23 protein-coding genes are annotated in these 25,418 nt (G+C 70.8%); 14 read left to right on the forward strand and 9 right to left on the reverse strand.

What is annotated here, in order from left to right; translation table 11 throughout:
* Positions 1 to 89: 89 nt before the first annotated feature.
* From OG246_RS39180 to OG246_RS39190, 3 genes are all read left to right on the forward strand, one after another.
* The gene (locus OG246_RS39180) at positions 90 to 554 is read left to right on the forward strand and encodes a MarR family winged helix-turn-helix transcriptional regulator (protein ID WP_266473900.1); all 465 of its coding nucleotides are present in this window, start codon (positions 90 to 92) and stop codon (positions 552 to 554) included.
* Positions 555 to 595: 41 nt separating this feature from the next.
* A complete protein-coding gene (locus OG246_RS39185; RefSeq protein WP_266473902.1) occupies positions 596 to 2,155 on the forward strand; it encodes a carboxylesterase/lipase family protein in 1,560 nt (519 codons plus the stop codon).
* 85 nt (positions 2,156 to 2,240) lie between these two features.
* Entirely contained in the window at positions 2,241 to 2,831 is a 591-nt protein-coding gene (locus OG246_RS39190; RefSeq protein WP_266473904.1) for a TetR/AcrR family transcriptional regulator, read from the forward strand.
* Here the strand turns inward: OG246_RS39190 and OG246_RS39195 are convergent.
* Positions 2,806 to 3,582 carry an isocitrate lyase/phosphoenolpyruvate mutase family protein gene (locus tag OG246_RS39195; RefSeq protein WP_266473906.1) on the reverse strand — a complete coding sequence of 259 codons (777 nt, stop codon included), beginning with the start codon at positions 3,580 to 3,582 and terminating at the stop codon, positions 2,806 to 2,808. The genes OG246_RS39190 and OG246_RS39195 overlap by 26 nt on opposite strands.
* A complete protein-coding gene (locus OG246_RS39200) occupies positions 3,579 to 4,046 on the reverse strand; it encodes a hypothetical protein (protein ID WP_266473908.1) in 468 nt (155 codons plus the stop codon). The genes OG246_RS39195 and OG246_RS39200 overlap by 4 nt, the downstream gene beginning before the upstream one ends.
* A gap of 153 nt (positions 4,047 to 4,199) precedes the next feature.
* On the opposite strand from OG246_RS39200, the gene OG246_RS39205 reads away from it, so the two are divergent.
* Entirely contained in the window at positions 4,200 to 5,783 is a 1,584-nt protein-coding gene (locus tag OG246_RS39205; protein WP_266473913.1) for a hypothetical protein, read from the forward strand.
* On the opposite strand, the gene OG246_RS39210 is transcribed toward OG246_RS39205, so the two are convergent.
* Entirely contained in the window at positions 5,728 to 7,458 is a 1,731-nt protein-coding gene (locus OG246_RS39210) for a DUF2264 domain-containing protein (protein WP_266473914.1), read from the reverse strand. The genes OG246_RS39205 and OG246_RS39210 overlap by 56 nt on opposite strands.
* A gap of 87 nt (positions 7,459 to 7,545) precedes the next feature.
* Positions 7,546 to 8,595, reverse strand: coding sequence for a rhamnogalacturonan acetylesterase (locus OG246_RS39215; RefSeq protein ID WP_266473916.1), 1,050 nt, complete (start codon positions 8,593 to 8,595; stop codon positions 7,546 to 7,548).
* A 190-nt stretch (positions 8,596 to 8,785) separates the two neighbouring features.
* Here OG246_RS39215 and OG246_RS39220 point away from each other — a divergent pair, with 190 nt between their 5' ends.
* Positions 8,786 to 10,450 (forward strand): rhamnogalacturonan lyase B N-terminal domain-containing protein, encoded by a 1,665-nt coding sequence (locus OG246_RS39220; protein ID WP_266473918.1) that lies wholly within the window; start codon positions 8,786 to 8,788, stop codon positions 10,448 to 10,450.
* Between the two features lie 7 nt (positions 10,451 to 10,457).
* On the opposite strand, the gene OG246_RS39225 is transcribed toward OG246_RS39220, so the two are convergent.
* On the reverse strand, positions 10,458 to 11,867 hold the full coding sequence (locus OG246_RS39225) for an RICIN domain-containing protein (protein ID WP_266473920.1): 1,410 nt from the start codon (positions 11,865 to 11,867) through the stop codon (positions 10,458 to 10,460).
* 274 nt (positions 11,868 to 12,141) lie between these two features.
* Here OG246_RS39225 and OG246_RS39230 point away from each other — a divergent pair, with 274 nt between their 5' ends.
* Positions 12,142 to 12,921 (forward strand): tetratricopeptide repeat protein, encoded by a 780-nt coding sequence (locus OG246_RS39230; protein WP_266473921.1) that lies wholly within the window; start codon positions 12,142 to 12,144, stop codon positions 12,919 to 12,921.
* 38 nt (positions 12,922 to 12,959) lie between these two features.
* On the opposite strand, the gene OG246_RS39235 is transcribed toward OG246_RS39230, so the two are convergent.
* Positions 12,960 to 13,367, reverse strand: coding sequence for a RidA family protein (locus OG246_RS39235; protein ID WP_266473922.1), 408 nt, complete (start codon positions 13,365 to 13,367; stop codon positions 12,960 to 12,962).
* Positions 13,368 to 13,494: 127 nt separating this feature from the next.
* Here OG246_RS39235 and OG246_RS39240 point away from each other — a divergent pair, with 127 nt between their 5' ends.
* Positions 13,495 to 13,875 (forward strand): helix-turn-helix domain-containing protein, encoded by a 381-nt coding sequence (locus OG246_RS39240; protein ID WP_266473924.1) that lies wholly within the window; start codon positions 13,495 to 13,497, stop codon positions 13,873 to 13,875.
* 49 nt (positions 13,876 to 13,924) lie between these two features.
* On the forward strand, positions 13,925 to 14,713 hold the full coding sequence (locus OG246_RS39245) for a PIG-L deacetylase family protein (protein WP_266473925.1): 789 nt from the start codon (positions 13,925 to 13,927) through the stop codon (positions 14,711 to 14,713).
* A 59-nt stretch (positions 14,714 to 14,772) separates the two neighbouring features.
* Here OG246_RS39245 and OG246_RS39250 read toward each other — a convergent pair whose 3' ends face one another.
* Entirely contained in the window at positions 14,773 to 15,684 is a 912-nt protein-coding gene (locus OG246_RS39250) for a LysR family transcriptional regulator (RefSeq protein WP_266473926.1), read from the reverse strand.
* A 94-nt stretch (positions 15,685 to 15,778) separates the two neighbouring features.
* Here OG246_RS39250 and OG246_RS39255 point away from each other — a divergent pair, with 94 nt between their 5' ends.
* Entirely contained in the window at positions 15,779 to 16,606 is an 828-nt protein-coding gene (locus OG246_RS39255; RefSeq protein ID WP_266473928.1) for an oxidoreductase, read from the forward strand.
* A 192-nt stretch (positions 16,607 to 16,798) separates the two neighbouring features.
* Positions 16,799 to 18,892 carry an autotransporter gene (locus OG246_RS39260; RefSeq protein ID WP_266475025.1) on the forward strand — a complete coding sequence of 698 codons (2,094 nt, stop codon included), beginning with the start codon at positions 16,799 to 16,801 and terminating at the stop codon, positions 18,890 to 18,892.
* 17 nt (positions 18,893 to 18,909) lie between these two features.
* Here OG246_RS39260 and OG246_RS39265 read toward each other — a convergent pair whose 3' ends face one another.
* Positions 18,910 to 20,202 carry an MFS transporter gene (locus OG246_RS39265; RefSeq protein WP_266473930.1) on the reverse strand — a complete coding sequence of 431 codons (1,293 nt, stop codon included), beginning with the start codon at positions 20,200 to 20,202 and terminating at the stop codon, positions 18,910 to 18,912.
* Positions 20,203 to 20,284: 82 nt separating this feature from the next.
* Positions 20,285 to 21,067, reverse strand: a complete 783-nt coding sequence (locus OG246_RS39270) for a class I SAM-dependent methyltransferase (protein ID WP_266473932.1) — start codon at positions 21,065 to 21,067, stop codon at positions 20,285 to 20,287.
* Positions 21,068 to 21,177: 110 nt separating this feature from the next.
* Here OG246_RS39270 and mmuM point away from each other — a divergent pair, with 110 nt between their 5' ends.
* The 4 genes from mmuM to OG246_RS39290 all read left to right on the forward strand — a co-directional run bounded on the left by mmuM (position 21,178) and on the right by OG246_RS39290 (position 25,411).
* A complete protein-coding gene (mmuM, locus tag OG246_RS39275; protein ID WP_266473934.1) occupies positions 21,178 to 22,101 on the forward strand; it encodes a homocysteine S-methyltransferase in 924 nt (307 codons plus the stop codon).
* Positions 22,102 to 22,355: 254 nt separating this feature from the next.
* Positions 22,356 to 22,640: a hypothetical protein gene (locus OG246_RS39280; protein WP_266473936.1), complete on the forward strand. Its 285-nt coding sequence runs from the start codon at positions 22,356 to 22,358 to the stop codon at positions 22,638 to 22,640.
* Positions 22,637 to 24,193, forward strand: a complete 1,557-nt coding sequence (locus tag OG246_RS39285; protein WP_266473938.1) for an amidase — start codon at positions 22,637 to 22,639, stop codon at positions 24,191 to 24,193. The genes OG246_RS39280 and OG246_RS39285 overlap by 4 nt, the downstream gene beginning before the upstream one ends.
* A 147-nt stretch (positions 24,194 to 24,340) precedes the next feature.
* Positions 24,341 to 25,411, forward strand: coding sequence for a LacI family DNA-binding transcriptional regulator (locus OG246_RS39290; protein WP_266473940.1), 1,071 nt, complete (start codon positions 24,341 to 24,343; stop codon positions 25,409 to 25,411).
* Positions 25,412 to 25,418 lie beyond the last annotated feature (7 nt).

Raw genomic sequence — 25,418 nt, forward strand, 5'->3', positions numbered from 1 at the left:
GCACAACTCAGTTGGGATCGATACAGTCGAGAGGACTTGAACGGTAGAATGAGACTCGACATGTACAGGACGGGCACCAGGAGCCACACGTGAACACGACCGGAGCCGAACCGACGCAGGAGGGTTCGCTACTCCTGGACGACCAGCTCTGCTTCGCCCTCTACGCGGCCTCACGCGCGGTCACCGCCCGCTACCGGCCACTGCTGGACGAGCTGGGTCTCACCTATCCCCAGTACCTGGTGATGCTGGTGCTGTGGGAGCAGGACTCGATCTCCGTACGCGCCTTGGGCACCGCCCTGCAGTTGGAGTCCAGCACCCTTTCCCCCCTGCTCAAGCGCCTGGAGGCGAACGGTCTTATCCGCCGCGAGCGTCGCGCCGAGGACGAGCGTTCCGTCGCCCTGCACCTCACGGAAGCCGGCATCCGACTCCGGGAACGGGCAGGTACGGTCCCCCTCGCCATCGGCGACGCCATGGGGCTCTCCCCCGAGCAGGACGCCATGGCCAAGCAGCTTCTCCGCCTGCTCACCGCCAACGTCGGTCATGACCGTCCGTAAATGATTGGCCCGCTTCTTGGTTGAACGGGATGATCCGGCACATGTCTAAAACGCCCGAATTCGAGTCTAAGCCCGAGCCTTCGACCTCGCCCTCGCTCGAAGTGCGCACGGCGGCCGGGGTAGTGCGCGGCAGCCGTGAAGCGGGGCTCGCGGTCTTCCGCGGCATCCCGTTCGCCGAGCCGCCGGTCGGCGCGCACCGCTTCGCCGCACCGCAGCCGTTACGGGGCTGGGACGGCGTACGCGATGCCGTGTCGTACGGACCTCCGCCCCCGCAGGCCGGTGCGTTCGGCATGGACGCCCTGTCGCAGCACGCCGCGGACGACGGTGACTGGCTGACGGTCAACGTCTGGTCGCCGGAACCGGCCCCGGACGCCGGACTTCCGGTGCTGGTGTGGATCCAGGGCGGCGCCTACGTGATCGGCACCTCCGGCCTCCCGGAGTACGACGGTTCCCGGCTGTCCCGGGAGGGCGGCGTCGTCGTCGTGACCTTCAACTACCGTCTGGGTATTGAGGGTTTCGCACAGATCGAAGGTGCGCCCGCCAACCGGGGCCTGCTCGACCAGGTCGCCGCGTTGCGGTGGGTGCGCGACAACATCGGTGCGTTCGGCGGCGATCCGGACCGGGTCACGGTCTTCGGCGAGTCCGCGGGCGGAGGATCGGTCGCCGCGCTGCTGGCGATGCCGCGTGCGGCTGGGCTGTTCCGCCGGGCGGTCGCGCTGAGCGTGCCGGGCACGTTCTTCTCGCCGGAGCTCGCCGCCGACATCGCCGCCGCCTGCGCCGCCGAGCTGGGGCTGCGGCCCACGGTGGCCGACCTGTCCGGCGTGACCCCGTCCGAGCTTCCCGCCGCCGGTGACGCGGTCACCGCCAAGGCAGCCCAGTGGGCGGACCGTTGGGGCCGGGCCGCGCAGCGATCCATCCTGTTCTCCCCGGTCGTCGACGGCGACGTCCTGCCGGTCACTCCTTGGCAGGCGCTGGCCGACGGCGCGGGCCGCGACATCGAACTCCTCGTCGGTCACACCCGCGAGGAGCAGCGGCTGTTCACCGCGATCGAAGGCATGCTCGGCGAGGTGACGGAGGAACAGGCGACGACCGCACTGCGGGCCTTCGCCCCCGGCCCGGACGGCGCCCGCCGCTACCGTGACGCCTTCCCGCTCGCGGGCCCCGACGAGCTGTACGAACTGGTCAACTCCGACTGGCTGTTCCGCATGCCGTCCCTCCACCTCGCCCAGGCGCAGACCGCGGCCGGCGGCCGTGCGCACCTCTACGAACTGACCTGGCCCGCCCCGGGCATGGGCGGCGTCTTCGGCGCCTGCCACGGCCTGGACGTACCACTCGTCTTCGGCAACCTGAGCGACAGCCACGCCGCCATGCTGATCGGCGAGACCCCCACCCCGGAAGCAGAAGCCCTGTCCGCCCACATCCGCAACGCATTGACAGCGTTCGCCACCCACGGCGACCCCGGCTGGCCCGCGTACGACCCCGCCCAACGCCTCGTACAGCTCTTCGACACACCCTCGACCGTCACCACCTACCCGGAGGAGGAGTCCCGCGTGCTGTGGCAGGACCATGTGTTCCCGGCGCTGCCACTGATCGGCCGGTGACGGGCCGCATACACTGGCCTTTTGCCTAGAGCGTCTAGGCACAACAGCTGGAGTGCCTAGGCACAGCAGGCGGAGGCGGTCACCCATGGCGCGTGTCGGGCTCACGGTCACCCGGCTCGTGGAGGCCGCTGCCGATCTCGCCGACGAGGTCGGGTTCGAGAACGTCACCGTGTCCGCGCTGGCGCGGCAGTTCGGGGTGAAGGACGCGAGTCTGTACTCGCACATCAGGAACGTGCAGGACCTGAGGGAGCGGATCGCGGTGCTCGCGGGCGGCGAGATGATCGACCGGATCGCGAGCGCCGTGGCCGGGCGAGCGGGCAAGGACGCGCTGGTCGCATTCGCGGGGGCCTACCGGGAGTACGCCTTGGAACGGCCCGGACGGTACCGCGCCACGCACACCCAGCTCGACCCCGCCTCCGCCATCGCCGAGGCCGACCTGTACCGCCGCACCGCCGAGGTCACGTACGGCATGCTCCGCGGGTACGGCCTCCCGGAGCCCGATCTCACCGATGCCGTCCGCCTGTTGCGCAGCACCTTCCACGGTTTCTGCAACCTGGAGGCCATCGGGGGCTTCGGCGACCCCAGGGACGTACAGGCCTCCTGGGAGCGGGCGTTGGACGTCCTGCACGTGGCGCTGGAGCACTGGCCCGCTAGGACTGGGGATCCGCGTCGCTGAGCGCCTGCACCTCGGCGTACGTCGGGGTGACGCCCCGCGGTGATCGTCCGGCCCGGATGTCCGCGGCGGCGTCCAGAGCCGCGCCGAGCGCCCGCCGGTAGAGGAGGGAGCCGAGGCTGACCCTGCGCACGCCTAGGTCGCCGAGTTGGGCGACGGTGGGGCCGAGCGGTGAGTAGAGGATGTTGAGCGGCACGTCGAGGGTCTTCACCAGGTCGGTGATCCGGGCCGCGTCGCTCACGCCGGGGACGAACACGCCGTCGGCGCCCGCCTGTTGGTAGGCGTCGAGACGGCGGCACGTCTCGGTGTGGCCGCCGTCGCCGAGCCAGTACGTGTCGGTGCGGGCGTTGACGAACAGGTCCGGCGCGGCGGCCTTGACCGTCGAGATCTTCGCCGCGTGCAGCTGCGGGGAGCCGAGTCCGTCCTCCAAGTTGATGCCGACCGCGCCCGCTTCGGCCAGCTCGCACGCCAACTCGGCGACCTCGTCCGGGTCCTGGTGGAACCCGTCCTCGGCGTCGACCGACAGCAGGAAGGTGCCCCGGCCGAGCTGCCGTGCGAGCAGCAGCGTCACGTCCCTGGTCGCCGCCGTGCCGTCCGGCAGACCGGCGGCAGCGGCGACACCGAGGCTCGTGGTGCCGATCGCCGCGAAGCCCTGGGCGGCGAGGGCGGTCGCGGAGGCGTGGTCCCAGGCGTTGGGCAGCAGGAGGGGGGCGTCGGTGTGGTGGAGTGCGGAGAAGGCGGAGAAAGGGGTCATGCGAGCTTCCCGACGGCATCGGCGTAGTACGTGGATCCCTTGAGGTGCAGGGCCAGTTCGCGGAAGCTCCAGCCCTCCCCCGGTGAGTTGTCGAGTTGCTCCTCGGTCAGCGCGCCGAGCCGGTTCGCCCACATCCGGGCGAGGCGGGTGAGACGGCTGCGGGCCTCGTCGAGGTCCTCCTGCGTGAACGGCGCGAGGTCCGCCGCCGTCGTGCTCGCGGACGCGTGCCAGTGATCGGGCTGCGGCCGCTCGCCGACGAGGCGGGCCTCCAACTCGGCCAGGTGGTCCACCAGATGGTCGGCGACGCGACGGATCGCCTTGTGCGGGGTGTAGACGCGGTCGTCGACGTGGGTGGGCTCGCCGTCCCAGGCGGTCCAGGTGGCCGCCAGGTCGAGGACGTGGTCGACCATGGCGACGACGGCTTCGGCGGGACTCTCCAGCGGTTCCTGCGCGGAATCGTTCATGGCGGCAACGCTAGAGGCGGAACACTTCGGCGCCGGCCGAACCGTGCGCACAGCAGCCGAACCGTGCGCACAACAAGCGCCCACTCGGCGCCCGCCGCCCCTTACGCACAGCAAGCGCGGCAACCTCCCGCCCGCCGGTGACAACTACCCCGCATGACCAACGCAAGACGCGCAGCATCCGACAGACGTACGACCACACACCGGCGCCGCCGCTCCGCCCGCAAGCCCGTCGTGGCCTCGCTCGCGGCCGTGACCCTGCTGGCCGGGGCGTGGTACGCGACGGCGGCGACCCTGGACCTGGGCGGCGAGGACGCCGGGGACGGCACCACCACGGCTGCCGAGGCATCCGCCACCGGCTCCACCGAGGCATCCCCCACCGCCACCGCGACGGGCACTGCCTCAGCGTCACCATCGCCCACGCCCACGGCCACCGCCACTCCCACGGCGACAGCGAAGGCCCCGGCGGCCGCCAAGGCCGCGACGGGCACCCTCGCCGTCACGAGCACCGCCGTGACCCTGAGCGCCAAGTTCGCTTACCTGTCGGCGGGTTACAACAACACCCGCGAGTGGACCCGCACCACGACCGCCGTCGCCCCCAACGGCACCCTGCGCGTCGCCTGGCCCGCCTCCGACGGCATCCACGTCACGCCGCTCACGGCGGCGGGCAAGCGGGCAGCGGCCGACACGGTCGTCAAGGGGGCCAAGGAGGTCGGCGGACTGGTCGCCCACAACGACGGCTTCGCCCTCCTCACCCGTGTCGCCGACACGAACAAGTGGAAGGAGACGGCGGCGGCGCTCGTCCGCTACACGAACGGCAAGCAGACCTTCGCCACAAAGCTCACAGGCACCGCCTCGCACGACACCGCGCCCCTCCTCGACGGCCAACTCACCTGGAACGGCACGAAGTACGGCACGTACTTCGTCGTGCACGGCGCGGGCGGCTTCGCCGACGGCCACTTCGGCGACAAGCTCGCGTACGTCAGCGCCAAGGGCGCCAAGCTGAGCGGCGGTTGGGGATGGGGCTGCAGCCACAACGAGGGCATCGCGCTGCACGCCGAGCCGACCGGGGCGTTCACCTCGCTCTGCTTCGACGACTGGCGCTCGGGCCTGTTCGTCTCGACGGGCATCGGCGCACCCGACACCGCGCCGGCCGTGCAGCGCGAGCAGTGCTGGGCGGGCTACTGCGGCGGCACCTTCGCGGGCCGCACCGGCGAGCTGGTGAAGTCATCGACCGGCCGGTACGCCACCGCGTTCGGCTCCCGCGGCGCTGCCTCCGCCGCCAAGAACCCGGACGACGCGAGCGGCCGGGGCTGGACGGTCAAGCCGAAGACGACGACCCACCAGGTGGCCGTCGCCTTCCTCAAGACCCGCAACACCCCCGCGGGCAAGCCCGTTTACCTCACCAACACCCCCGGCACCGAACACGTCAACGTCCACATAGCCCCGTACGGCAAGGACCGCCTCCTCGTCTCCTGGGAGACACTGAAGAACGCCAAGTGCGCGAGCGGCACCTGCACCGGGACCTTCACGGGCACCCACCTGCGTCTCATCGACTGGAACGGCAAGTTCCAGAGCGCGGACAAGGTCGTCACCGCCCGCATCACGGGCGACATCGCGATCCAGAAGGACGGCTCCCTGACCTGGGCCTACGCCCCGGTCACCCCGTCGTACGCGACGGCGCTCACAGGGGCGTCACCGACCACGACGACTCTGCGGATCGCCCGTCTGAAGCCTTGAACCGGAACCGCGCGGGCGGCCCCGAAGCCCAGGTCACGCACACCTCGTACGCCCCCTCCACCTCCACGGACACCAGCTCCGTGAGGGGCAGGGGGTCCGGTTCGGCGGTGAGGCGGGCGAGGGAGACGAACAAGGTGGCCTCGGCGTCGGTCGTGGTCAAGGGGCCGTGCACGGAGGTGATTTCGGCGTGCAGGCCGTCGCCGGGCGCCCATCCTGTGACGCATACCGGCGTCCCGGGCGCCGCCCCCACCACCAGATGGGCCCGCACCTCCACCGCGCCCCGGGCGACCACAAGGCTGGTGACCCGGATCCCCTCCGTCACCGTGTGGCGGGACGCCGCCCAGCCCTCTCCCGTACCCAGCGGCACGATGTCCGTACGGCTCGCGTAGTCGCCGACGATCACGCTGTTGTCGTACGACGGCGAGGGCTCCGTCGCCGTCGAGTAGGCGAGCCGGGTGTAGTACGGGTCGTAGCGGACGTCCTCGCTGCCGTGGTTGTGGAGGCGGACCAGGCCGTCCGAAGTGGTCGACTGGAGGAGCCAGTTGGGCGGGGCGACCGGGGTGACCGCGTCGGTGCGGTCGGTGGGGCCGGGTTTCTCTGGCGCCGTCCATACCTCGTGGTCCGGCGGGAGGAGGAGGCCGAGGAAGCCCTTGCTCGCCCAGTACGGGGAGGCGGGGCCCGAATAGGCTTGCAGGAGTGCCTCGTTGGGGCCGTGCCAGCCGAGGGTGAGGAGGCCCCGGTCGTCCACGGCGCCGTGGTCGAGGAAGTGGCGCAGGGCGCCGGCGGCCAGGCGTCGGGTCTCGCCCGGGGAGAGGGGTGTACGGCCCGTGAGGGCGCCGAGCCACAGGGGTGCGGTGGTCGCGAAGCGGTAGGTGAGGGAGCGGCCCTGGTGCATCGGGGCACCGTCGGTGCCGAACAGGCGGGCGTAGTCCTCCAGATGGCGTGACAGCCTGCCGCCGTACAGGCCAAGGAGGCGGGAGTCGTCGCCCAGCCACGCGTGCAGCACCGGATAGAGGTGCATCGCCCAGCCGTTGTAGTAGTCGAACTTGCGGCCGTCGCCGTCGGTGTACCAGCCGTCGCCGACGTACCACTGCTCGATACGGTCCAGGCCCCGGTCGATCGCGGCACGCGAGGCATCCGGCTCGTAGCCGATCTCCTGGAGGAAACCGCCGACCGTGACCGGGAACAACTCCCAGTTGCAGGGCCAGGGTTCGGCCGTCAGAGCATCGCCGAGCCAGGCCGCGGCCCGCTGCCGTACGCCGTCGTCGAGACGGTCCCACAACAGCGGCCGGGTCAGGCGCAGTGCGAGGGCGATCGACGCGGCCTCGACGAGGGGCTGACCGCGGTCCTCAATTCGGGGCCAGATTCCGGAGGTTCCGGCGGCGAGGCCGTCCGCGTACCGCTCCAGGGCCTTCTCGTCCCGGCGGAAGGCGGCGAGGAGGAGCGTGCGCGCGTAGCCCTCCAGGCCGTCGGAGAGCCGGCCCGAGGCGCTCGTGTGCTCTCCGGGGAGGTGGTACAGGGCGCCGCCCTCGGTGGCGTACGGCTCGACCGCGGCGAGGAGGGAATCAGCTGCCGCCTCCCAATGGGCGCGCGTGTAGCCGGTGTACGGGCTGAGGATGCGGTCCTCAGGAACCTCAGAAACCTCAGGCACCTGAGGTTGCAGGTGGGCAGGCATCGGGCGGGACTCCCTCACGAGACGGGCCGGTCGCGGGATGGCGGGATACCTGGGGCGCCCCGGTTCCGGACGGGACGCCCCAGGAGCTCATCCCACCCTCACGAGGCCTTCCGGCACTAGTCGTTGGGTGACGAGTTCGTCGCGGACCAGGCCCGCGTAGACCGTCGCGCCGTGCGCGGAGGTGTGCGTGTTGTCGCGCTTCTCGTTGTAGAGGTAGAGCGCCTTGGAGCCCTCGACGCCCAGGGATTCGACGAGGGCCTTGGTCTTGGCCGTGAGGTCGATGAGCGGGACGTTCTCGGCGGCGGCGACGGAGCGGGTGACGGCGGGGTGGTCGACGCCGAGGCCGTTCACCAGCAGGGCGGTGCCGTTGTTGAGGGTGCCGTCCGAGTTGAACCAGCGGCGGACGATCGGGGTGACGAGGACCGGTTCGCCGCCGCGAGCGCGGACGCCCGCGACGAGGGTTTCGAGGTTCGCGCGGTACGTCGCCTCGTCGGTCGTCTTGTCGTTGTGGGCCAGCTGGATGAGGACCAGGTCGTGCCGGTGGATCAGCGGCTGGACGGTCGGGAAGAGCGCCGGGGTGGCGAGGTAGGTGACCGTACTCTCCCCGGAATCAGCGTAGTTGGCGACCGAGACGCCCTTGCGGAGGTACTGCGGCAGCTGCTGTCCCCAGCCCGAGTAGGGGTCGCCGGGCTGGTCGCAGACCGTCGAGTCGCCGACCAGGAAGATCTGCCGGGTGTGGGGTCGGGCGGGGGTCACGCGGATGTCGGCCAGGGCGGGCGCCGAGCCGCCTAGCACCAGGTCGAGGCCAGGGGTGCCCTCGGGGCCCGTCGGCTCACCCTCGGGGGTGCGGACGTTCACGGTGAAGCTGCGGACCACGGGCCGGCCCGCCTCGCTGGCGGTCTCCGGGAGCAGGGAGCGGCGCGTCTCACCGCTGACGCTCGTACTGGCGGCGGCCTCCCCGCCGAGGACCACGCGGACGTCGTAGGTGCCGGGCTCGACGTCGAAGTGGCAGGCGGTCGCGGTGCAGTTGTCCAGGCCGAGGGCAGGTCCCCGCTCACGCGCCTGCGCCGGCGTGACCACCGACAGCGCGGTGGCGGCCGTCACCGCCGCCAGTACGGCGATGTTGAAACGTCTCATTGCGGCTCCTCCAACAGGACGACAAGACCTGGCGGCTGGACCGTACCGCGCCGGGCAAGCGCTTTCTAGTGCGCGGCTCGATTTCACACGACTGCCAACTCCGTGCCAGCGAAAGCCCTTTCGCGAAATCGATTCAACTGGCACTCTGCCAGGCACCCGCACCCCCACACCTCCCGAAGGAGGCACCCCCATGTCCGGATCCGCTCGCAGACCGGTCCGCCGCCGCACCTTCGTTCTCGGCAGCGCGGCCACCGCTGCCGGCGTGGCCCTCACCGGCACCGCGCAGGCCGCGAGCTTCGGCTACACGGACGACGGCTCGAACTACGTCATCGACACCGGCGCCAACCTCATCTTCAAGGTCAGCAAGACCAACGGCGACCTGACCTCGCTGGTCTACCGCGGCACCGAGTACCAGGGGTACGACGGCAAGAACTCGCACGTCGAGTCGGGCCTCGGCACCTCCACCGTGACGATCACGCAGTCCGGTTCGACGATCCTCGTCTCCGTCACGTACGGCACGCTGAGGCACTACTACGCGGCCCGCAGCGGCGAGAACAACGTCTATGTGTGGACCAACAAGGCCGACACCTCGGTCTCGGCAACCCGCTACATCGTGCGGGTCAAAGCGGGCCTGTTCCTCAACGACGAGCCCGATTCTTACACTTACGCGCCCACCACCATCGAGGCGGCGGACGTGTTCGCCAAGTCCGACGGCCAGACCCGCTCCAAGCACTACTCGAAGCTCCGCGTCATCGACTACAACTACGTCGGCTGGACGACGGGAAGCGTCGGCCTGTACGTCGTCCGCTCCAACCACGAGAAGGCCTCCGGCGGCCCGTTCTACCGCTCCCTGCTGCGGCACCAGAGCGCGGCCGGCGGCGGTCTGTACGAGATCCTGTACTACGGCGAGAACCAGACGGAGGCGCAGCGCTTCGGCCTCCAGGGCCCGTACGTCATCGCCTTCACGGACGGCGGTACGCCCTCGTCGGCACTGTTCCCGGGAACCCTCACCACCTCCTGGGCGGACTCGCTCGGCATCGCCGGGTACGTCGCCGCCGGCGGCCGGGGCCGGGTGGCGGGCGTCGGTATCTCGGGGCGCGACACGGCGTACGCGTATACGGTCGGACTCGCCAACTCCGTTGCCCAGTACTGGGGTTCGGCGCGGACGTCCGACGGATACTTCTCGGTCTCCGGGGTCCTGCCGGGGACGTACACACTGACCGTCTTCAAAGGTGAACTCGCCGTCTACACCACCTCGGTGACGGTGACGGCGGGCGCGACGACCACCCTCAACACGATCGCGATCCCCTCCTCGAACGACCCCGCCAACGCGAGCGCGATCTGGCGGATCGGCACCTGGGACGGCACACCGAGCGGGTTCAAGAACGCGGCGCTGATGACGTACGCGCATCCGTCCGACCCCCGGGCCGCCGCCTGGACCGGCAACGTGGTGATCGGCAGCGGCAGCGAGACCGCGTCCTTCCCGGCGTACATCTGGCAGGGCGTCAACAGCGGTCTGCTGGTGTACTTCAAGCTGACCGCCGCGCAGGCCGCCGCCGCCCACACGCTGCGGATCGGGGTGACGACGGCTTACGCGAACGGGCGACCGCGCGTCACGGTCAACAGCTGGGTGTCGGCCATCCCCTCACCGCCCACCCAGCCGAGCACCCGTTCCCTGACGGTCGGTTCGTACCGGGGCAACAACTACACGTTCACCTACAGCGTTCCGGCCAGTGCGTGGCTCACGGACACCAGCCAGTACAACGTGCTGAAGATCGACGTGGTGAGCGGTTCGGGAACGACGGCCTATCTCAGCGCGGGGACCTCCTTCGACGCCCTCGACCTGTTGACCTGATTCTCAGTCAGGTTCCGCGCGTCCACTGCTGGTTGGTTCCTCCGGTGCAGGTGTACGTGATCAGCGCGGCGGAGTTGGCGGTGGACGCGCCGTTCACGTCCAGGCACTCGCCGCTCGCGCGGGACTTGAGGGTGGAGTAGCCGCCCGAGGCGGTGACCGTCCACTGCTGGGTGGTGGCGCCGGTGCAGTTCTCCTGGGTGACGTTGGTGGCGCCCTCGGTCAGGCACAGGGAGCTGCCCCGGCCCATCAGCTGGTAGTAGCCGCTGCCGAGGGACTTGAACCAGAACTTCTGGTTGTTGCCGCCGTTGCAGTCGTACTGCTTGATCTGGGCGCCCTGCCACAGCGACTGGCTTGTCACGTCGGCGCACTTGGCGGAGTGCCGGGCGATCAGCGTCTCGTACGTGGCGCTCGTCCCGCTGACCGTCCCGGCGGTCGTGTCGACGGTGACCTCGGGCGACCAGGTCATGGACATCGTGGTGGACGTCGGGAAGGTCAACGGCAGCCATACGTAACGGGAGTCGTTGACGGTGCCGCCGAAGGCGTTGCCCCAGCGGTCGCCCATGTAGAGGTACGAGGTGCCCGAAGTGCCCTGCACGGGAAGGACGTACGCGGTCTGCGAGCCGTATGTCGTCGAGTCGCCGACGTTCGTCATGGCGGTCCACGGGCCTGTGATGCTCGTGGCCGTCGCGTACTGCTGCTGGTTGGGGCTCCAGCCCGTGGCGCCCGAAGTCAGCATGAAGTAGACGCCGTTGCGCTTGAAGAGGGCCGGGGCCTCGCGGTGGCCGTTGTGCCAGGGGTCGGCGACCAGGGCGGCGATGCCGGTGTAGTCGGCGGTGAGCCGGTAGATCTGGAGGTCGTAGTTCTCGCGGGCGGCGGAGATCATGTAGCCGGTGCCGTCCGTGTCGACGAAGACCGTGATGTCGCGGGACATGTGGGTGTCGAGCGGGCGGAAGCTGCCCTGCCAGGTGTAGTTGCCGTCCACGGTGTCCGACACGGCGACGGCGGCGCGCGCCTCGCTGTAGTCCGTGCCGTTCTCCTTGTGCATCCACATCACGAACTTGCCGGTGGACGCGTTGTACATGACCTTCGGACGTTCGATGTTGGCGCTCGTCAGCTCGCTTGCGCTGGACTGGGTCAGGACGTGGTTGCGGAACTCCCAGTTCTTCAGGTCGGTGGAGCGGTAGGCGTCCACGTACTGGAAGGTGTTGTCGGCGTTGCGGTGCTCGCCGAACCAGTAGTAGTAGCTGCCGACCTTGATGACTCCGCCGCCGTGGGCGTGCAGGGCGTTGCCCGAAGTGTCCGTGAACTGGGTGCCGTTGGTGATGGTCTGGGGTGCCGCTGCGGCCGGTCCGGCGGTCGCGAGGGCCGCGGCGACCGCGAGACAGAGGGCGACGAGGACCGCGTACACACGTCTCATTTCACACACACTCCTTGAGGGGGGCGGGCGGCTCATGCGGTGACCGCTCGCCCGATCGTTCGAAGTACCGAACGGAATCTGTGATTACGAACGTGCGGCCGCCGAAAAGGTAAGCGGTTGCCATGGCGGGGTCAACGGGTCTGACGGGACGGGTCCGCACGCTCGTGAACGATCTCCTTCCGGAGCGTCAGCGGCGTGTCCTGTTCCGGGATGCCCTCGTCGCGGGTGCCGTACCTACTCTGAGAGCAGGTGGCGGACGAGGGGCGGATGCCATATGACCGGAGAATCGTGCGCGGGATGCGCCGGGACGATGCGGGCGCTACGGCAGCAGTTGCAGCAAGCCGCGGAAGACCGATCCATGGCGGGGATCGGTCTGTCGCGGACGGACGGCGCGCGGTCCGCGGATGGATCGCCCGGGGACGCGGACGAACTGACGGACCAGGTGGCCTTCTTCGAGCAGCAGGTCGCCGAGCGTGAACGCGAGCTCGGGCCCGAGCACCCCGACACCCTGGGCTCCCGCAACAATCTCGGGGGCGCCTGTCAGCAGGCGGGACTCCTCGACCGGGCCGTGCCGTTGTTCGAGCGGAACCTCGCCGACACCGAACGCGTCCTGGGACCCGACCATCCCGACACCCTCGCCGGTCACAACAACCTCGCGGGCGCGTACGAGGCGGCAGGCGACCCGGCCCGCGCGATCCCGATCTACCTGCGCGCCCTGGCCGGCCGCGAGCGGGTCCTCGGACCCGAGGACCTGCGCACCCTGGTGTGCCGGGACAATCTCGCCCGCGCCCACGAGCTGACGGGGAACCCGGCCCGCGCGGTCCCCCTCCACGAGCGCACCCTCACCGACCGCGAACGCGCCCTGGGCCCCGGCCATCCCGACACCCTGCTCTCCCTCAGCAATCTCGCCTACGCCCACCACCGGGCCCAAGACCGGGAGCGGAGCGCGGAGTTGTTCGCGCAGGCCCTGAGCGCCGGCGAACGTCACCTCGGGCCCGAGCACCCCGCGACACGGCACGTTCAGGAACTGCTGAGCCATGTGCGGGGCGGCTGATCCGCCGCTCTCGACCCGGCGGCGGGGCGGGCGGATGTTCAGTCGAGGATCGCGGTGACCTCGATCTCGACCAGGTGGTCAGGGATGTCCAGTGTCGCCACGCCGATGAGCGAGCCCGGCGACTTCGGTGTGACCCCCAGCTTCGCGGCCGCGCGCGAGACGCCCTCCAGGAAGAGGGGCATCTTGTCGGCGGTCCAGTCGACGACGTAGACGGTCAGTTTCACCACGTCGTCGAAGGAGGCGCCGGCCGCGGCCAGGGCGGTGCCGGCGTTGAGGTAACTCCGTTCGACCTGTGCGGCGAGGTCGCCTTCGCCGATCGTGACCCCGTCGGCGTCCCATGAGACCTGCCCGGCAACGAAGATCATCTTTGTCCCGGTCGCGATCGACACCTGACTCATGACATCGACCACCGGAAGTCCGTCGGGGTTCACCAGGGTGATGGCCATACCGCCTGCCTCCTCATTGCGTGAGCCCGGTCGTGCCAGGACTCGCGCTCTCTTGTGGTTACTCAGGAACCGTAGGAGAGTGTGCTCTGACATGGAAGAACGCACTTTTCAGTGACTGGGGAACCTCATGGTGACCAAGCAGCTCAGCGGCTCGCGCGACGAGGCGGACCTGCGGCGAGCGGACTCTCTGGCGCGGGAGATCTTCTCCGATGTCGCCAACAAGTGGGCGTTGCTGATCATCGAGGCGCTGGGCGAGCGCACCCTGCGCTTCAGCGAGCTGCGGAACGAGGTCGAGGGCATCAGCCACAAGATGCTCACCCAGAACCTGCGCATGCTGGAGCGCTACGGCCTGGTCGACCGGTGCGTGCACCCCACCGTGCCGCCGCGGGTCGAGTACACCCTCACCGAGCCGGGCCGGGGCCTGCGAGCGACGGTCGACGCAATGTGCGGCTGGACCCACCAGTACCTCGGCCACATCGAGGCATCCCGCCGCCGCTTCGACGCCTGACGGACGGAGCGGCCGAACTTCCCGCTCCGGAATCCGGAAGGTGACGTCCATGGCTGCGCCGAGCCTGCTCGCGGTTTTCGCCCACCCGGACGACGAGTCACTGTCGGCGGGCGGAGTGCTCGCCCGTCACGCCGCCGCGGGCGCTCGCACCGCGGTCGTCACGGCGACCTGGGCCGCGGACACTCCACGCGCCGCGGAGCTGGCCGAGGCGCTGCGGATTCTTCGGGCCGGCGAGCCGCGGTTGCTCGGCTACGCCGACGCACGCGTACCGCGGTCGGCCCCCGGCAGGACGCGGTTCCGCGATGCGCCGCTCGACGAAAGCGTGCGCGAACTGGTCGCGTATATACGGGAGTTCCGCCCGGAGATCGTGGTCACCCATGACGCCTACGGTGGGCTGACCGGTCACTCGGACCATGTGCACACGCACCGGGTGACCATGCTCGCCGTGCAGGCGGCCGGACTTGAGCGGGTCTACCCGGACGCCGGTGGGCCCTGGCAGCCGAGCGCCCTGTACCTGGCCACGCACCCGCACTCGGCCCTGCGGGTGTGGAGCGGACACCTGGCCCCTGCGGGCAAGTCGATGCACAGCGTTCCGGACGAGTGGGTCACCGCGACCGTCGATGTCGGCCCCTGGCTGGATCAGAAGGTCGCGGCGGTACTGGCCCACCGCACCGAGGTGGAGCGGGGAGCCGCGCCGGGGCTGATCGCCGGCCTCCCCGCGTCCGACCGGGCACGGCTGCTCTCCACCGAGTGGTACATCCGCCACGACCCGGCACCGTGGCGGCAGCGCAAGGGCGCCGGGATTCCCGCACGCGGGTGTTCGGAACTGCTCCCCTGAGTTCAGGCTGTGGCGCTGGGCTCAGGCTGTGGCGCTGGACTCAGGTTGTGCCGCTGGCTTCAGGGTGTGCCGCGGCTGCCCGAGGCCAGGCGGCCCGCCTCCGCGTAGGCCCGTACCAGTGGGCGCCCGTCGTCCGCCCGCCAGGCGAGGGCGAACCGGCTCGGCGGGAGGTCGCGAACGGGGCGGGTGACGACGCCGCCCCGGGTGAGCAGGGGTGCGTTGCCCGCGGCGAGCAGGCAGACGCCGCGGCCGTCCACCAGCGCCTCGTACGTCTCGTCCGCGCTCGCGCACTCCGCGCCGATCCGTGCCGGGCGCCCGGCACGGGCGTCCAGGGCCAGCCAGTAGTCGCGCAGCACCCCGGCGGACTTGGGGATGGCGATGAAGGGTTCGTCGAGGAGGTCCGCGAAGTCGATCTCCTCCCGCGGCGCGAGGCGATGCGTGTCCGGCAGGGCGACATGGCGCGGCTCCTCGGCCACCACCACCCACTCGTACCGCTCCGCGTCCGGAACCGGCAGCCACACGAACGCCGCGTCCACCGAGCCGTCCGCGAGCCCGGCGCTGGAGTCCTCCCAACTCACCTGTCTCAGCTGGACTTTCGCCTGCGGGTGCGCCTCGCTGAACCGGGACCTGATGGCCGGGAGCAGGCCGCCGCGCCCCGGGCTCGTGCTCATCCCGACGACAAGGGTGGCCTGCTGCTCGGTCTTGGCGCGCTCGACGGCGTCGGCCGCCGCGTCCCAGTCGGCGAGGACCCGGCGCGCGTACGGCAGCAGGGCCGTGCCCACCGCGGTCAGGCGTACGCCCTGCCGGTCCCGCTCGAAGAGCTCTGTCCCCAACTGGCGCTCCAACATGCGGATTTGCTTGCTCAGCGCGGGCTGGGAGACGAAGAGGCGCTCGGCGGCGCGTGTGAAGTGCAGGTCTTCGGCGACCGCGACGAAGTAGCGCAGGTCCCGCCCGTGGACGTCCATGGCCATAACCATTGGTTATCACGACGGGTCTTGGACGGGCGAGTGGGTTTCCGGCGAGGCTCGACGCGTCGAAAGCACGGATTCCACGAGGGAGTCGGACATGAGCAAGGTATGGCTGGTCACCGGTGCCAACAGTGGTTTCGGGCGGGCGTTCACCGAGGCGGCCGTCGGCGCCGGAGACGTGGTGGTGGCCACGGCTCGCAGGCCCGAGGCGCTTGCCGACCTGGTGGCGGCTCACCCCGACCAGGTCGAGGCGCTCGCCCTCGACGTCACGGATCCGGCGGGGATCACCTCCGTCGTGGCCGATGTGGTGGAGCGGCACGGCAGGATCGACGTGCTGGTCAACAACGCGGGCCGCACCCACGTCGGGGCCGCCGAGGAGACCACCGACGCCGAGCTGCGCGATCTGTTCGAGGTGCACTTCTTCGGCCCGGCCGCGCTGGTGCGTGCGGTGCTTCCGCACATGCGGGAGCGGCGTTCCGGGGCGATCGTTCAGCTGAGCAGCATGGGCGGGCAGATGTCGTTCGCGGGGTTCTCGGCGTACAGCGCCACGAAGTTCGCACTCGAGGGCTTCTCCGAGGCACTGGCGGACGAGGTCGGCCCGCTCGGTGTCAAGGTCCTGATCGTGGAGCCGGGCGCGTTCCGCACGGGCCTGTTCGGCAACGCGAGCACCAGCGAGGAGATCGCCGACTACGCGGACACGGTCGGTGCCACGCGTCGGGTGGTCGCTGGCTCCGACGGCTCCCAGCCGGGTGATCCCGCCAAGGCCGCGGCGGCTGTCCTGAGCGCCCTCGCCTCGGAGGACACGCCGCTGCGGTTGCCGCTCGGGAGCGATGGGGTGGATGCGGTGGTGGGGCATCTCGACTCGTTGCGGGCCGAGATCGCCACCTGGGAGAAGGTGGCGCGCGACACTGCCTTCGGGGTGTAGCCGCTGGCGCGGGGGTCGGGTATTTGTCCGCGGGTGCGTGGGGGCTGGACATTTGTCCGCGGGTGCGTGGGGGCTGGGCGCGCAGTTCCCCGCGCCCCTTAAGGGGCATCCATGCCAGGCCCCGCCTTTGGTGTGATGTGGGTCACCTTGGGGTTTCTGTTATTCCAGGGTGTCCGGTCCGTCTCCCCGTATGTGCGCATCCAGATCTACAAGACAGCCTCGGCCGCCGCCTGCCTCGCGGGGGTCGCCCTCATGCTCGCCGCACCGCCCGCGGCCGCCGCGGGCGGTGACATCACCGCGGCCGTGATCGCGGGGCGGGACGTGACGCTCACTGGTGACTCGGTGGTGACCGTGCCGGCCGGGACGACCACGTACGACGGGGTGTTCCGGGGCGAGGGGACGCTCACCGTGCGCGGTAACGGGACGCTGATCCTGACCAAGGACAGCGACTTCACGCTGCCCAAGTCGCGGCAGCGGCAGCAGGTGAGTATCCCCGGCGGCAACCACCCGTACGTCACCGTGGCCAACCCCGATCCGCCCGCCGTGACCGTGGAGAGGGGTGCCACCCTCCAGTACGGCACCGGCGGTACGACCGGGCTGATCGGCAGCTTCCCGTACAACACCCCCGCGTTCCGGCTCAACCGGGACAACATCCGGGTCGACGGCACACTGCGGCTCTCCCTGACGAGCGCCTACAACCTGGGCACCATCAGCGGCTCAGGGCTGATCACCCAGCCCCGGTTCCTCTGGGGGACCTGGGATCTGTCGGGGACCCACACCTTCTCCGGGGTGATCGACAACGGCACGCAGGCGAACGCCGGACGGCCGGAGTTCGCGACCTCGCTGCCGAAGGTCCGCAAGGTCCTGAACCAGGGCACCTGGACCGTGGACACCCCGCTCGGCCAGACCGTCACCATGGGGATGGACTTCTACCAACGGGAGTACGGCAGCGACATCAACGTCCAGTCGCGGCCCGGCAGCAAGGTGGTGCTCACCGGCCAGTACAGCTGGTCGGACCAGGGCGGCGACACCAACCCCTCGCTCAGCGACCCCGCCCTGAACTGGACGCCCGCGCGGAAGAACGTCAACAAGCGCGGCACCAACATCAAGGGCGCCGACGTCCAGTGGGGCGACGGGACGACGAACAAGATCTTCATGCCGGGGACCGCCGAGACCGTGTACATCAACCTGCTGGCGGCCAGGTCCCGTTCGCTGCTCACCTTCGACTACAACGGCCCGGTGACACTGGGCGCCCCCATCGGCGGCGGCCGGTTCCACGACACGCTGTCCGCACCCGGCGCCGGGGACATCGTCATCAAGGGGACGAAGGGCAACGACGTCACCTTCGCCGCCGTCCAGTACTACAACGGCTCGACGACCGTCGAGAAGGGCGCGGTGCTGAGGCTGGGCAGCGGGAAGTCCGGCGGTGACGGCGGGCTCTACACCAAGGGCGACCTCTACAAGGTCGTCAACAACGGCTCGCTGGTGCTGCGCAACACGAGCAAGGCGCTCACCCTCTCGCGGATCAGTGGCAGCGGCTCGCTCACCCAGGCGGGCGCCGCGACGACGACGCTGACGGGCGGCGAGGTGACGTACACGGGGACGACGACCGTCTCGAAGGGGACGCTCGCCCTGACCGGGGGTGCCTCGCTGACGCGCAGCAAGGCGATCCGGCTGACCTCGACCGGGGCACGGCTGGACGCGCGGGCGACGGGGCTGCGGGTGGCGACCTCGCTGACCGGCAAGGGCACGGTGACGGGTTCGGTGACGAACGCGGGCGAGGTCACGGCCGGGCTGACGGTCACCGGTGACTACACCCAGGACGCGAAGGGCGTACTGGTCCTCCGCGACAAGCCCCTGAAGGTGACCGCCGCGGTCCGCCTGGCCGGAGACGTGGACCTCTCGGCCGCCGGGACCGACCCCGCCCCCGAGATCACGGTGCTCGACCACACGGGCGACGCGAAGACCACCGGCACCTTCACCGGCCTCCGCGAGGGCGCCAAGCTCAAGCTCGCCGACACGACATACCGGATCAGCTATCGCGGGGGCGACGGCAACGACGTGACCCTGAAGGCGATCACGAAGAAGCCCGCCGCCTCGACGACCCCCTCCACCCCCGGGACGCCACCCGCCACGACGACAGCCGCACAGTCCAACACCGACTCCACCCGCCCTTGGTGGCCCCTCCTTCTCATCCCGCTGCTTCTGGGTCTGCTGGTCGTGCCGTCGGTCAGGCGCAAGCGGTCGCGGCGCGGGGGTGGGCGGCGGCACGCCGCGGCACGGTGAGAGACGGGGTGCCTCCGCTACGGCGCGGCGACCGGCCCGCCCCCTGTCGGCTCCGGCTCGGTGGACTGCCCGGCATCCGCAGGCCCGTCGCCGACGCGGAGGGTGCGGAGGTTGCGTACGGCGGGTGCCAGTAGGGCCCCGACGGTGGCCAGCAGCACCAGGGCCGCGCAGCCCGCCAGGGCTCGGCCGACGCCGATGGCGGCGGCCACGGGTCCGGCGACGAGCAGTCCCAGCGGAGCGAAGGCCAGGGATCCGAACCAGTCGTAGGAGCTGACCCGGGACAGCACGTCCTCAGGGACCTCCCGCTGGATCGTGGTGGCCCACAGCACGGCGAAGACGTCACCGGCGACGCCTGCAGCGAACATCGCGGTGGCGATGAGCCAGACCGGGGCCCGGACACTGAGCAGGGCGATCGGCACGGCGGCCGGGAAGGTGGCGAGGACCGCCACCAGAATGGGCCGGTCGACGCGTACCCGGGCGGCGAGCCCCGCTCCGGCGATGGTGCCCAGGGCCCCCGCGGCCACGATGACCGACCAGGCCCGCGCTCCGCCCAGGTGCTGTTCGGCCGTGAGCGGGCCGAGGACCCCGACGTTCGCGTTGAGCGCGGCCATCACCACGGCGTACTGGACGACAACGACCCACAGCCACTGCCGAGAGGCGAACTCCCGCCAGCCTTCGCGCAGGTCCGCCCAGCCCGAGGACGACTTGGGCGGCCGCGCGGCCACCCGGAGGCGGGCGGTGAGAGCGGCGCTGACCACGAAGGACGCGGCATTCAGTGCCAGCGCCCAGCCGGCACCGACCAGCGCCACCGTCACACCGGACAGCGCCAGGCCCAGCAGGAGGGAGCTGTTGGTGGCCACGCGAAGCATGGCGTTGGCCTGCTGCAGTCGGCCGGCGGGCACCACCAAGGGCACGATGCCGTCCATCGCGGGGGCGAACAAGGCGGTCGCCGTGCCCGCCGCGACGGCCAGCAGACACATCGCCGGCAGCGGTGCGTGACCGGTCAGCACCAGGCCGGCCAGCCCCGCGTACGCCCCCGCGCCGAGTAAGTCGGCCAGGGCCATCAGCCGTGCCCGCGACATCCGGTCCGCGATGACCCCGCCCAGCAGGATGAAGACCAACTGCGGCAGCGCCTGACAGGCCAGCACCAAAGACAGACGGCCCGGGCTGGCCCCTGGCAGGGCGAGCACCGCGAACGCCAGCGCCACCCGCGCGAAGCCGTTGCCGAGTACGGAGATGATCCGCGCGCCGATGAGCAGCGCGAACTGCCGCTCACGCCACAGCGGTGACCTGTCCGGGGAGATCGTCACGGCCAGGGACTCTATGGGGCCGACGGCAACTCCGGTTCGTATCCGGCCACTTCGCAGGTTCCGGCGTACCGCCGGCCCGGTCCTACCTCCTGCGCCTCGCCGTGATGAGTTCGTGCAGCGTGCGCTTCGTGACGCTGCCTCCGTATTGGTTGTCGATCAGGTCTCTGATGGAGTCGAGCAGGCCGGTCAGCGCGGTGGGGTCCAGGGCTCGGTGTCCGGAGAAGGTGCGCAGGAGGTCGAGGTATTCGGGGGCCGAGTACGTGATCTCCTGGGTGAAGCGCTGGATCTGCACGGCGTCGAGTTGCTCGGAGTGGTCCAGTTCGTCGGTATCGGGGGTCAGGGTGGCTTCGTCCGGCAGGCGGAGGCCGGGCGGAGTGGCCGGGTCCCAGCGTTCGTAGCAGCGTTGGACCTGGTCGAAGAAGTCCTGGTCCCAGTTCCCGCCGGCGACGTGCTCGGTGGTGATGAGGGCGAGCGTGCCGCCGGGGGCGAGAGCGGCTGTGGCCTTGGGCACCCGGACCTCGGGGTCGACCCAGTGGAAGGCGGTGGCGCTGACCACCAGGTCGAAGGGCTCCTCGGGCAGGGGCCACTCCTCGAAGGCCGAGACCTCGACGCGGGCGTCGGGGAACGGGCGCAGGTTTCGCCGGGCCACCGCCGCGAGCGCGGGCCCCAGTTCGACGGCCGTGATACGGCAGCCCAGCCGTGCCAGGGGAACGGTCAGCTGTCCCGTTCCCGGGCCCACCTCGAGGACTCGGCTTTCCGGGGACAGCCCGGCCCTGTCGATCAGCGCCTCGACCAGCGCGGGCGGGTAACCGGGTCGGGCACGGTCGTAGAGCTCGGCATCCTCGTCGAACACTTCACGCAGCATGGTCCAAGGCTAGGCCGCCGCCCTTTCCGCCGGTATCCCACATCGTGGGCGATATTTTCACTTGGTGGACGTGAACGGGCGTCTCCTCCCGCATCGACTAGCGTCGTGACATGACCAGCAACATCTCCGGCACCCTCGCCGACGCCCTCACCACCGGCACGGTCGTCCTCGACGGCGGCATGTCCAACCAGCTCGAATCGGCCGGGCACGACCTGAGCGACGAGCTGTGGTCGGCGCGGCTGCTCGCGGAGCGGCCGGAGGCGATCGTCGAGGCGCATCTCGGCTACTTCGAGGCGGGTGCGGATGTGGCGATCACGTCCAGCTATCAGGCGACCTTCGAGGGGTTCGCCAAGCGCGGCATCCCGCGGGAACGGGCGGCGGAACTCCTCGTCCTCAGCGTCGAGTTGGCGCGTGAGGCCGCCCACCGCGCGCATGCGAAGGGCATCAGGCGCCCGCTGTGGGTGGCCGCGTCGGTCGGACCGTACGGGGCGATGCTCGCGGACGGCTCCGAGTACCGGGGGCGGTACGGGCTGAGCGTCGCGGAGCTGGAACGGTTCCACCGGCCACGCCTGGAGGTGCTGGCCGCCGCCGCGCCCGACGTGCTCGCCCTGGAGACCGTGCCCGACGCCGACGAGGCCCAGGCACTGCTGCGGGCGGTGCGCGGGCTCGGCGTACCGGCGTGGCTGTCGTACAGCGTGGCCGGCGACCGTACACGGGCCGGGCAGCCCCTGGAGGAGGCCTTCGCCCTGGCCGCCGACGCCGACGAGGTCATCGCGGTCGGCGTGAACTGCTGCGCCCCGGAGGATGTGGACGGGGCGGTCGAGACCGCCGCGCGGGTGACCGGGAAGCCCGTCGTGGTCTACCCGAACAGCGGCGAGGCGTGGGATGCCCAGGCGCGGGCGTGGAGTGGACGGTCCTCCTTCACCGCCGAGCAGGTCACCGGGTGGGAGACGGGCGGCGCACGGTTGATCGGGGGGTGCTGCCGGGTGGGGCCAGGGGCGATCGCCGGGATCGCCGAGTCGCTCAGGGGCTGAGGGTTCGATGCGGGTGCGGCGAGTTGGCTGACGTCCGTCGAGGTGTGAAGAGGCCCGCAGAGGTGCGCCGAGGGTGCGGCGAGTTGCGCTGAGGTCCACGAGGTGCGCCAAGGTCCGCTTGGGTTCGCGGACCGGCGCTCACCTGAGCCGACTTGCGCCGACGCTGGCGTAACTCCCGTGAAGCACGGGCTCAATGAGGACTTCACGGGCGGGTGATGAAGTCCCCGTACCCGTCAGCGATCACGGAGGCACCCTTGAGCGAGCCCACCGCCGAGCAACTGGACACCTATGTACGGACCCGCCTCACGCTGGCGGGTTTCGACCTCTCCCTGCTGCCCGAGGTCTTCGACGCCGACACCGGGGTGCCGACGCAGGCCCAAGTACTCACCTCCCTGAAATCGTTCGTGGCGTCCACACCCGGCGCGATATCCGGGTGGGCCCCGCCGGTGGACAGTCCCGCCTACGCGCAACAGGCCTCGCCACCCCTCATCTACCCGTCCATCACGGAGGCCTGGACCGGCAAGGCGGGCGACCGATGAGCCGGGCCCTCAACAGGCGGGTTTTCCTGGCGAGTTCGGCTGCGGTGGCGAGTGGGCTCGCCCTGCAGAGCGCCGCGCCCGCGAGCGCCGCCTCCAACACCATCCGCGTGCCCGACATCGACGTACGCAAGGCCGCCCGGCAGGACCCCTCCGAAGCCACCCTCACCGAAGCCGTGGTCCTCATGCGGCGCGGAAAGCTGACCTCCGCGACGCTGACCGAGGCGTACCTCGACCGGATCCAGCAGTACGACACCACGTATCAGGCGTACGCGGAGGTCACCGGCGAGGCGGCGCTCGCGGCGGCACGGAAGGCGGACCGGGGACAGGGAGCTGGCGGTGTGCTGCGCGGAATCCCCCTCTGCATCAAGGACAACTACTTCACCAAGGGCGTGCCGACGCGCTGCAACTCGTACATCTTCGAGGACTTCGTGCCGGACGAGGACGCCACGGCCGTGGCCCGGCTGAAGGCGGCGGGCGGCATCGTCCTGGGCAAGGGGCAGATGGGGCCGCTCGCCACGACGCGGGCGACGCAGCCGAACGGGACGGTGACCACGGTCAACGCCTGGACACCCGAGGACCCGAGCACCGACCCGGGCGGCTCCTCGACGGGACCCGCCTGCTCGGTGGCCGGACGCATGGCGTCCTCCTCGATCGGCACCCAGACCGGCGGTTCCATCGTGCTGCCGTCCAACCAGCAGAACCTGACAGGGCTCAAGCCCACCATGGGCCGGGTGTCCATCCACGGCATCATCCCGCTCTCCTTCACCCGCGACCACGCGGGCCCGCTCGCGCGCGACGCCATGGACGCGGCGCTCATGCTCCAGGTGATGGCAGGCCCCGATTCCCAGGACCCGCGCACGCTGGGACTGCCGGCCGTGCCGGATCTCGTCAAGGCGGCAACTCCCGTCGTGGCAAAGGGCGTACGGATGCGCCGGGCCACGAAGATCGGGGTCCCCGCCGATTTCCTGAGCGCGCAGAAGCAGTTGCGCGGCACCTTCCTCGACACGCTCGACTCGATCCCCGGCGCCACGCTCGTCGAGGTCGCGTATCCCGCCGACTGGACCCTGCTGACCGGCACCTTCAACGCGGCCCGGCTCGCCGAACGCACCGAGCCGTTCCGGCACTGGCTGCGCGCCGATCCCGCCAAGTTCGGTGTCTCGCTGCTGACTTGGCTCCAGGGGCTGATGCTCTCCGGCGACGAGTGGATCACGGCCCAGCGGGCCAAGAACCATCTGCTGCGGGAGGTCCTGGACGGGGTCATGGACCGCTGCGACGTGATCCTGCAGACGGGGCCGGTGCCGTTCGACATCCTGGGGCTGCCCGAGATCGGCTTCCCCATCGGCTTCGACAGCGGCGGCGTACCCGTCGGGGCGATCCTCGGCGGTCAACCGTACGAGGAGGACCGGCTGTTGGAGGTCGCCGCCGCGTATCAGGCGGTCACCGACTGGCACACTCGGCGACCTGCCGACCCCGTTTCCGCCGCCACCCTCATGAGAGCCGCGACCGCCCGGCCCCAGCTGTCGGCCGAGGAGGCTGCCGCGGCCTCCGCCTGACCGTTCCCTTCCTCTCGTCGCGCGCAACTCCCGCTGCTAGCCTCCGGCTCGGGAACCGGTTGCCGTCAGCGTTGCCGCACTTCCCGAGGGGCGGACGGCCCCGGCGGCGGTGAAGTCGCCGTCCGGGACGGAGGAATGGGGTCGGCGATGACGAGGAAGAGCACCACGGACACCGGGAACCGGCGCACGATCCGGGACGTGGCGGCGCGCGCGGGGGTGTCCGCGTCGACGGTGTCGCGGGTGCTCGGCGGTGAGTACCCGGTGAGCACGACGACGCGTACTCGGGTGATGCGGGCGGTCCATGAGCTGGACTATGTCGCCGACGCCCGTGCCAAGGCGATCGCGGGGGCCGGCACGCCGACGCTGGCGTTCGTCCTCGACGACATCACCGGGCCGTCGTTCACGCACATGGCGCACGGCGTGGAGCGCGAGGCGACGCGGCTCGGCCATCTGTGCCTGGTGTGCAGCACGGACGGCGACGCCGCACACCAGCTGGAGTTCATCGACATGATGCGCGCCCAGCGGGCCGCCGCGGTGATCCTGGTCGGCGGGGCAGCCGACACCCCCGAGCACCGCGAGCGGATGGCCCGCATCGCCGACTCCCTCGCGTCGGCCGGGTCGCGGCTCGTCCTGTGCGGGCGCCCGCCGCTCGCACCCGGGACGCCGGTCACGGTCATCGAGTACGACAACGAGGGCGGCGCCTATGCCCTGTGCGCGCACGTCCTCGCCCAGGGTCACCGGCGGGTGCTGTTCCTCGGCGGCAAGGCGGACAACACCACGGCCCGTGGCCGCGAACGCGGTTACCTCGCCGCCCATCACGACCGCGGCGTCGATCCCGACCCGGCGCTGCGCCTGTACGGCGACTTCACCCGCGACTCGGGCCACCGTCTGATGCGCTCCGCGCTGGAACAGGGCCTGGACTTCACGGCCGTGATCGCCTCCACCGACATGGTCGCCGCCGGCGCGCTGACCGCCCTCCACGAAGCGGGCCTGCGCGTCCCGGCCGACGTCTCCCTCGCCGGCTACGACGACATCCCCTTCGCCCGGGACCTCCACCCACCGCTCACGACGGTCCACGTCCCCTACGAGGAACTGGGCCGCCTGGCCGTCCGCACCGCCCTCGGACGCACTCCGGACGCCCCGAACGAACACCTTCTCCTGGGCACGCACGTGGTGGTGCGTGACTCCGTTGCGGCGCCGGCGGAAAGAAGGCGTTGAACGGGGC

This window comes from Streptomyces sp. NBC_00620 (assembly GCF_026341825.1).
In the GTDB taxonomy this organism is placed as follows: domain Bacteria; phylum Actinomycetota; class Actinomycetes; order Streptomycetales; family Streptomycetaceae; genus Streptomyces.

What these genes read in the sequence shown, in the direction of transcription:
- OG246_RS39185 (WP_266473902.1), top strand. Translation starts at nt 596, where the DNA reads ATGTCTAAAACGCCCGAATTCGAGTCTAAGCCCGAGCCTTCGACCTCG.
- OG246_RS39190 (WP_266473904.1), top strand. Translation starts at nt 2,241, where the DNA reads ATGGCGCGTGTCGGGCTCACGGTCACCCGGCTCGTGGAGGCCGCTGCC.
- OG246_RS39195 (WP_266473906.1), bottom strand. Translation starts at nt 3,582, where the DNA reads ATGACCCCTTTCTCCGCCTTCTCCGCACTCCACCACACCGACGCCCCC.
- OG246_RS39200 (WP_266473908.1), bottom strand. Translation starts at nt 4,046, where the DNA reads ATGAACGATTCCGCGCAGGAACCGCTGGAGAGTCCCGCCGAAGCCGTC.
- OG246_RS39205 (WP_266473913.1), top strand. Translation starts at nt 4,200, where the DNA reads ATGACCAACGCAAGACGCGCAGCATCCGACAGACGTACGACCACACAC.
- OG246_RS39210 (WP_266473914.1), bottom strand. Translation starts at nt 7,458, where the DNA reads ATGCCTGCCCACCTGCAACCTCAGGTGCCTGAGGTTTCTGAGGTTCCT.
- OG246_RS39215 (WP_266473916.1), bottom strand. Translation starts at nt 8,595, where the DNA reads ATGAGACGTTTCAACATCGCCGTACTGGCGGCGGTGACGGCCGCCACC.
- OG246_RS39220 (WP_266473918.1), top strand. Translation starts at nt 8,786, where the DNA reads ATGTCCGGATCCGCTCGCAGACCGGTCCGCCGCCGCACCTTCGTTCTC.
- OG246_RS39225 (WP_266473920.1), bottom strand. Translation starts at nt 11,867, where the DNA reads ATGAGACGTGTGTACGCGGTCCTCGTCGCCCTCTGTCTCGCGGTCGCC.
- OG246_RS39230 (WP_266473921.1), top strand. Translation starts at nt 12,142, where the DNA reads ATGACCGGAGAATCGTGCGCGGGATGCGCCGGGACGATGCGGGCGCTA.
- OG246_RS39235 (WP_266473922.1), bottom strand. Translation starts at nt 13,367, where the DNA reads ATGGCCATCACCCTGGTGAACCCCGACGGACTTCCGGTGGTCGATGTC.
- OG246_RS39240 (WP_266473924.1), top strand. Translation starts at nt 13,495, where the DNA reads ATGGTGACCAAGCAGCTCAGCGGCTCGCGCGACGAGGCGGACCTGCGG.
- OG246_RS39245 (WP_266473925.1), top strand. Translation starts at nt 13,925, where the DNA reads ATGGCTGCGCCGAGCCTGCTCGCGGTTTTCGCCCACCCGGACGACGAG.
- OG246_RS39250 (WP_266473926.1), bottom strand. Translation starts at nt 15,684, where the DNA reads ATGGCCATGGACGTCCACGGGCGGGACCTGCGCTACTTCGTCGCGGTC.
- OG246_RS39255 (WP_266473928.1), top strand. Translation starts at nt 15,779, where the DNA reads ATGAGCAAGGTATGGCTGGTCACCGGTGCCAACAGTGGTTTCGGGCGG.
- OG246_RS39270 (WP_266473932.1), bottom strand. Translation starts at nt 21,067, where the DNA reads ATGCTGCGTGAAGTGTTCGACGAGGATGCCGAGCTCTACGACCGTGCC.
- mmuM (WP_266473934.1), top strand. Translation starts at nt 21,178, where the DNA reads ATGACCAGCAACATCTCCGGCACCCTCGCCGACGCCCTCACCACCGGC.
- OG246_RS39285 (WP_266473938.1), top strand. Translation starts at nt 22,637, where the DNA reads ATGAGCCGGGCCCTCAACAGGCGGGTTTTCCTGGCGAGTTCGGCTGCG.
- OG246_RS39290 (WP_266473940.1), top strand. Translation starts at nt 24,341, where the DNA reads ATGACGAGGAAGAGCACCACGGACACCGGGAACCGGCGCACGATCCGG.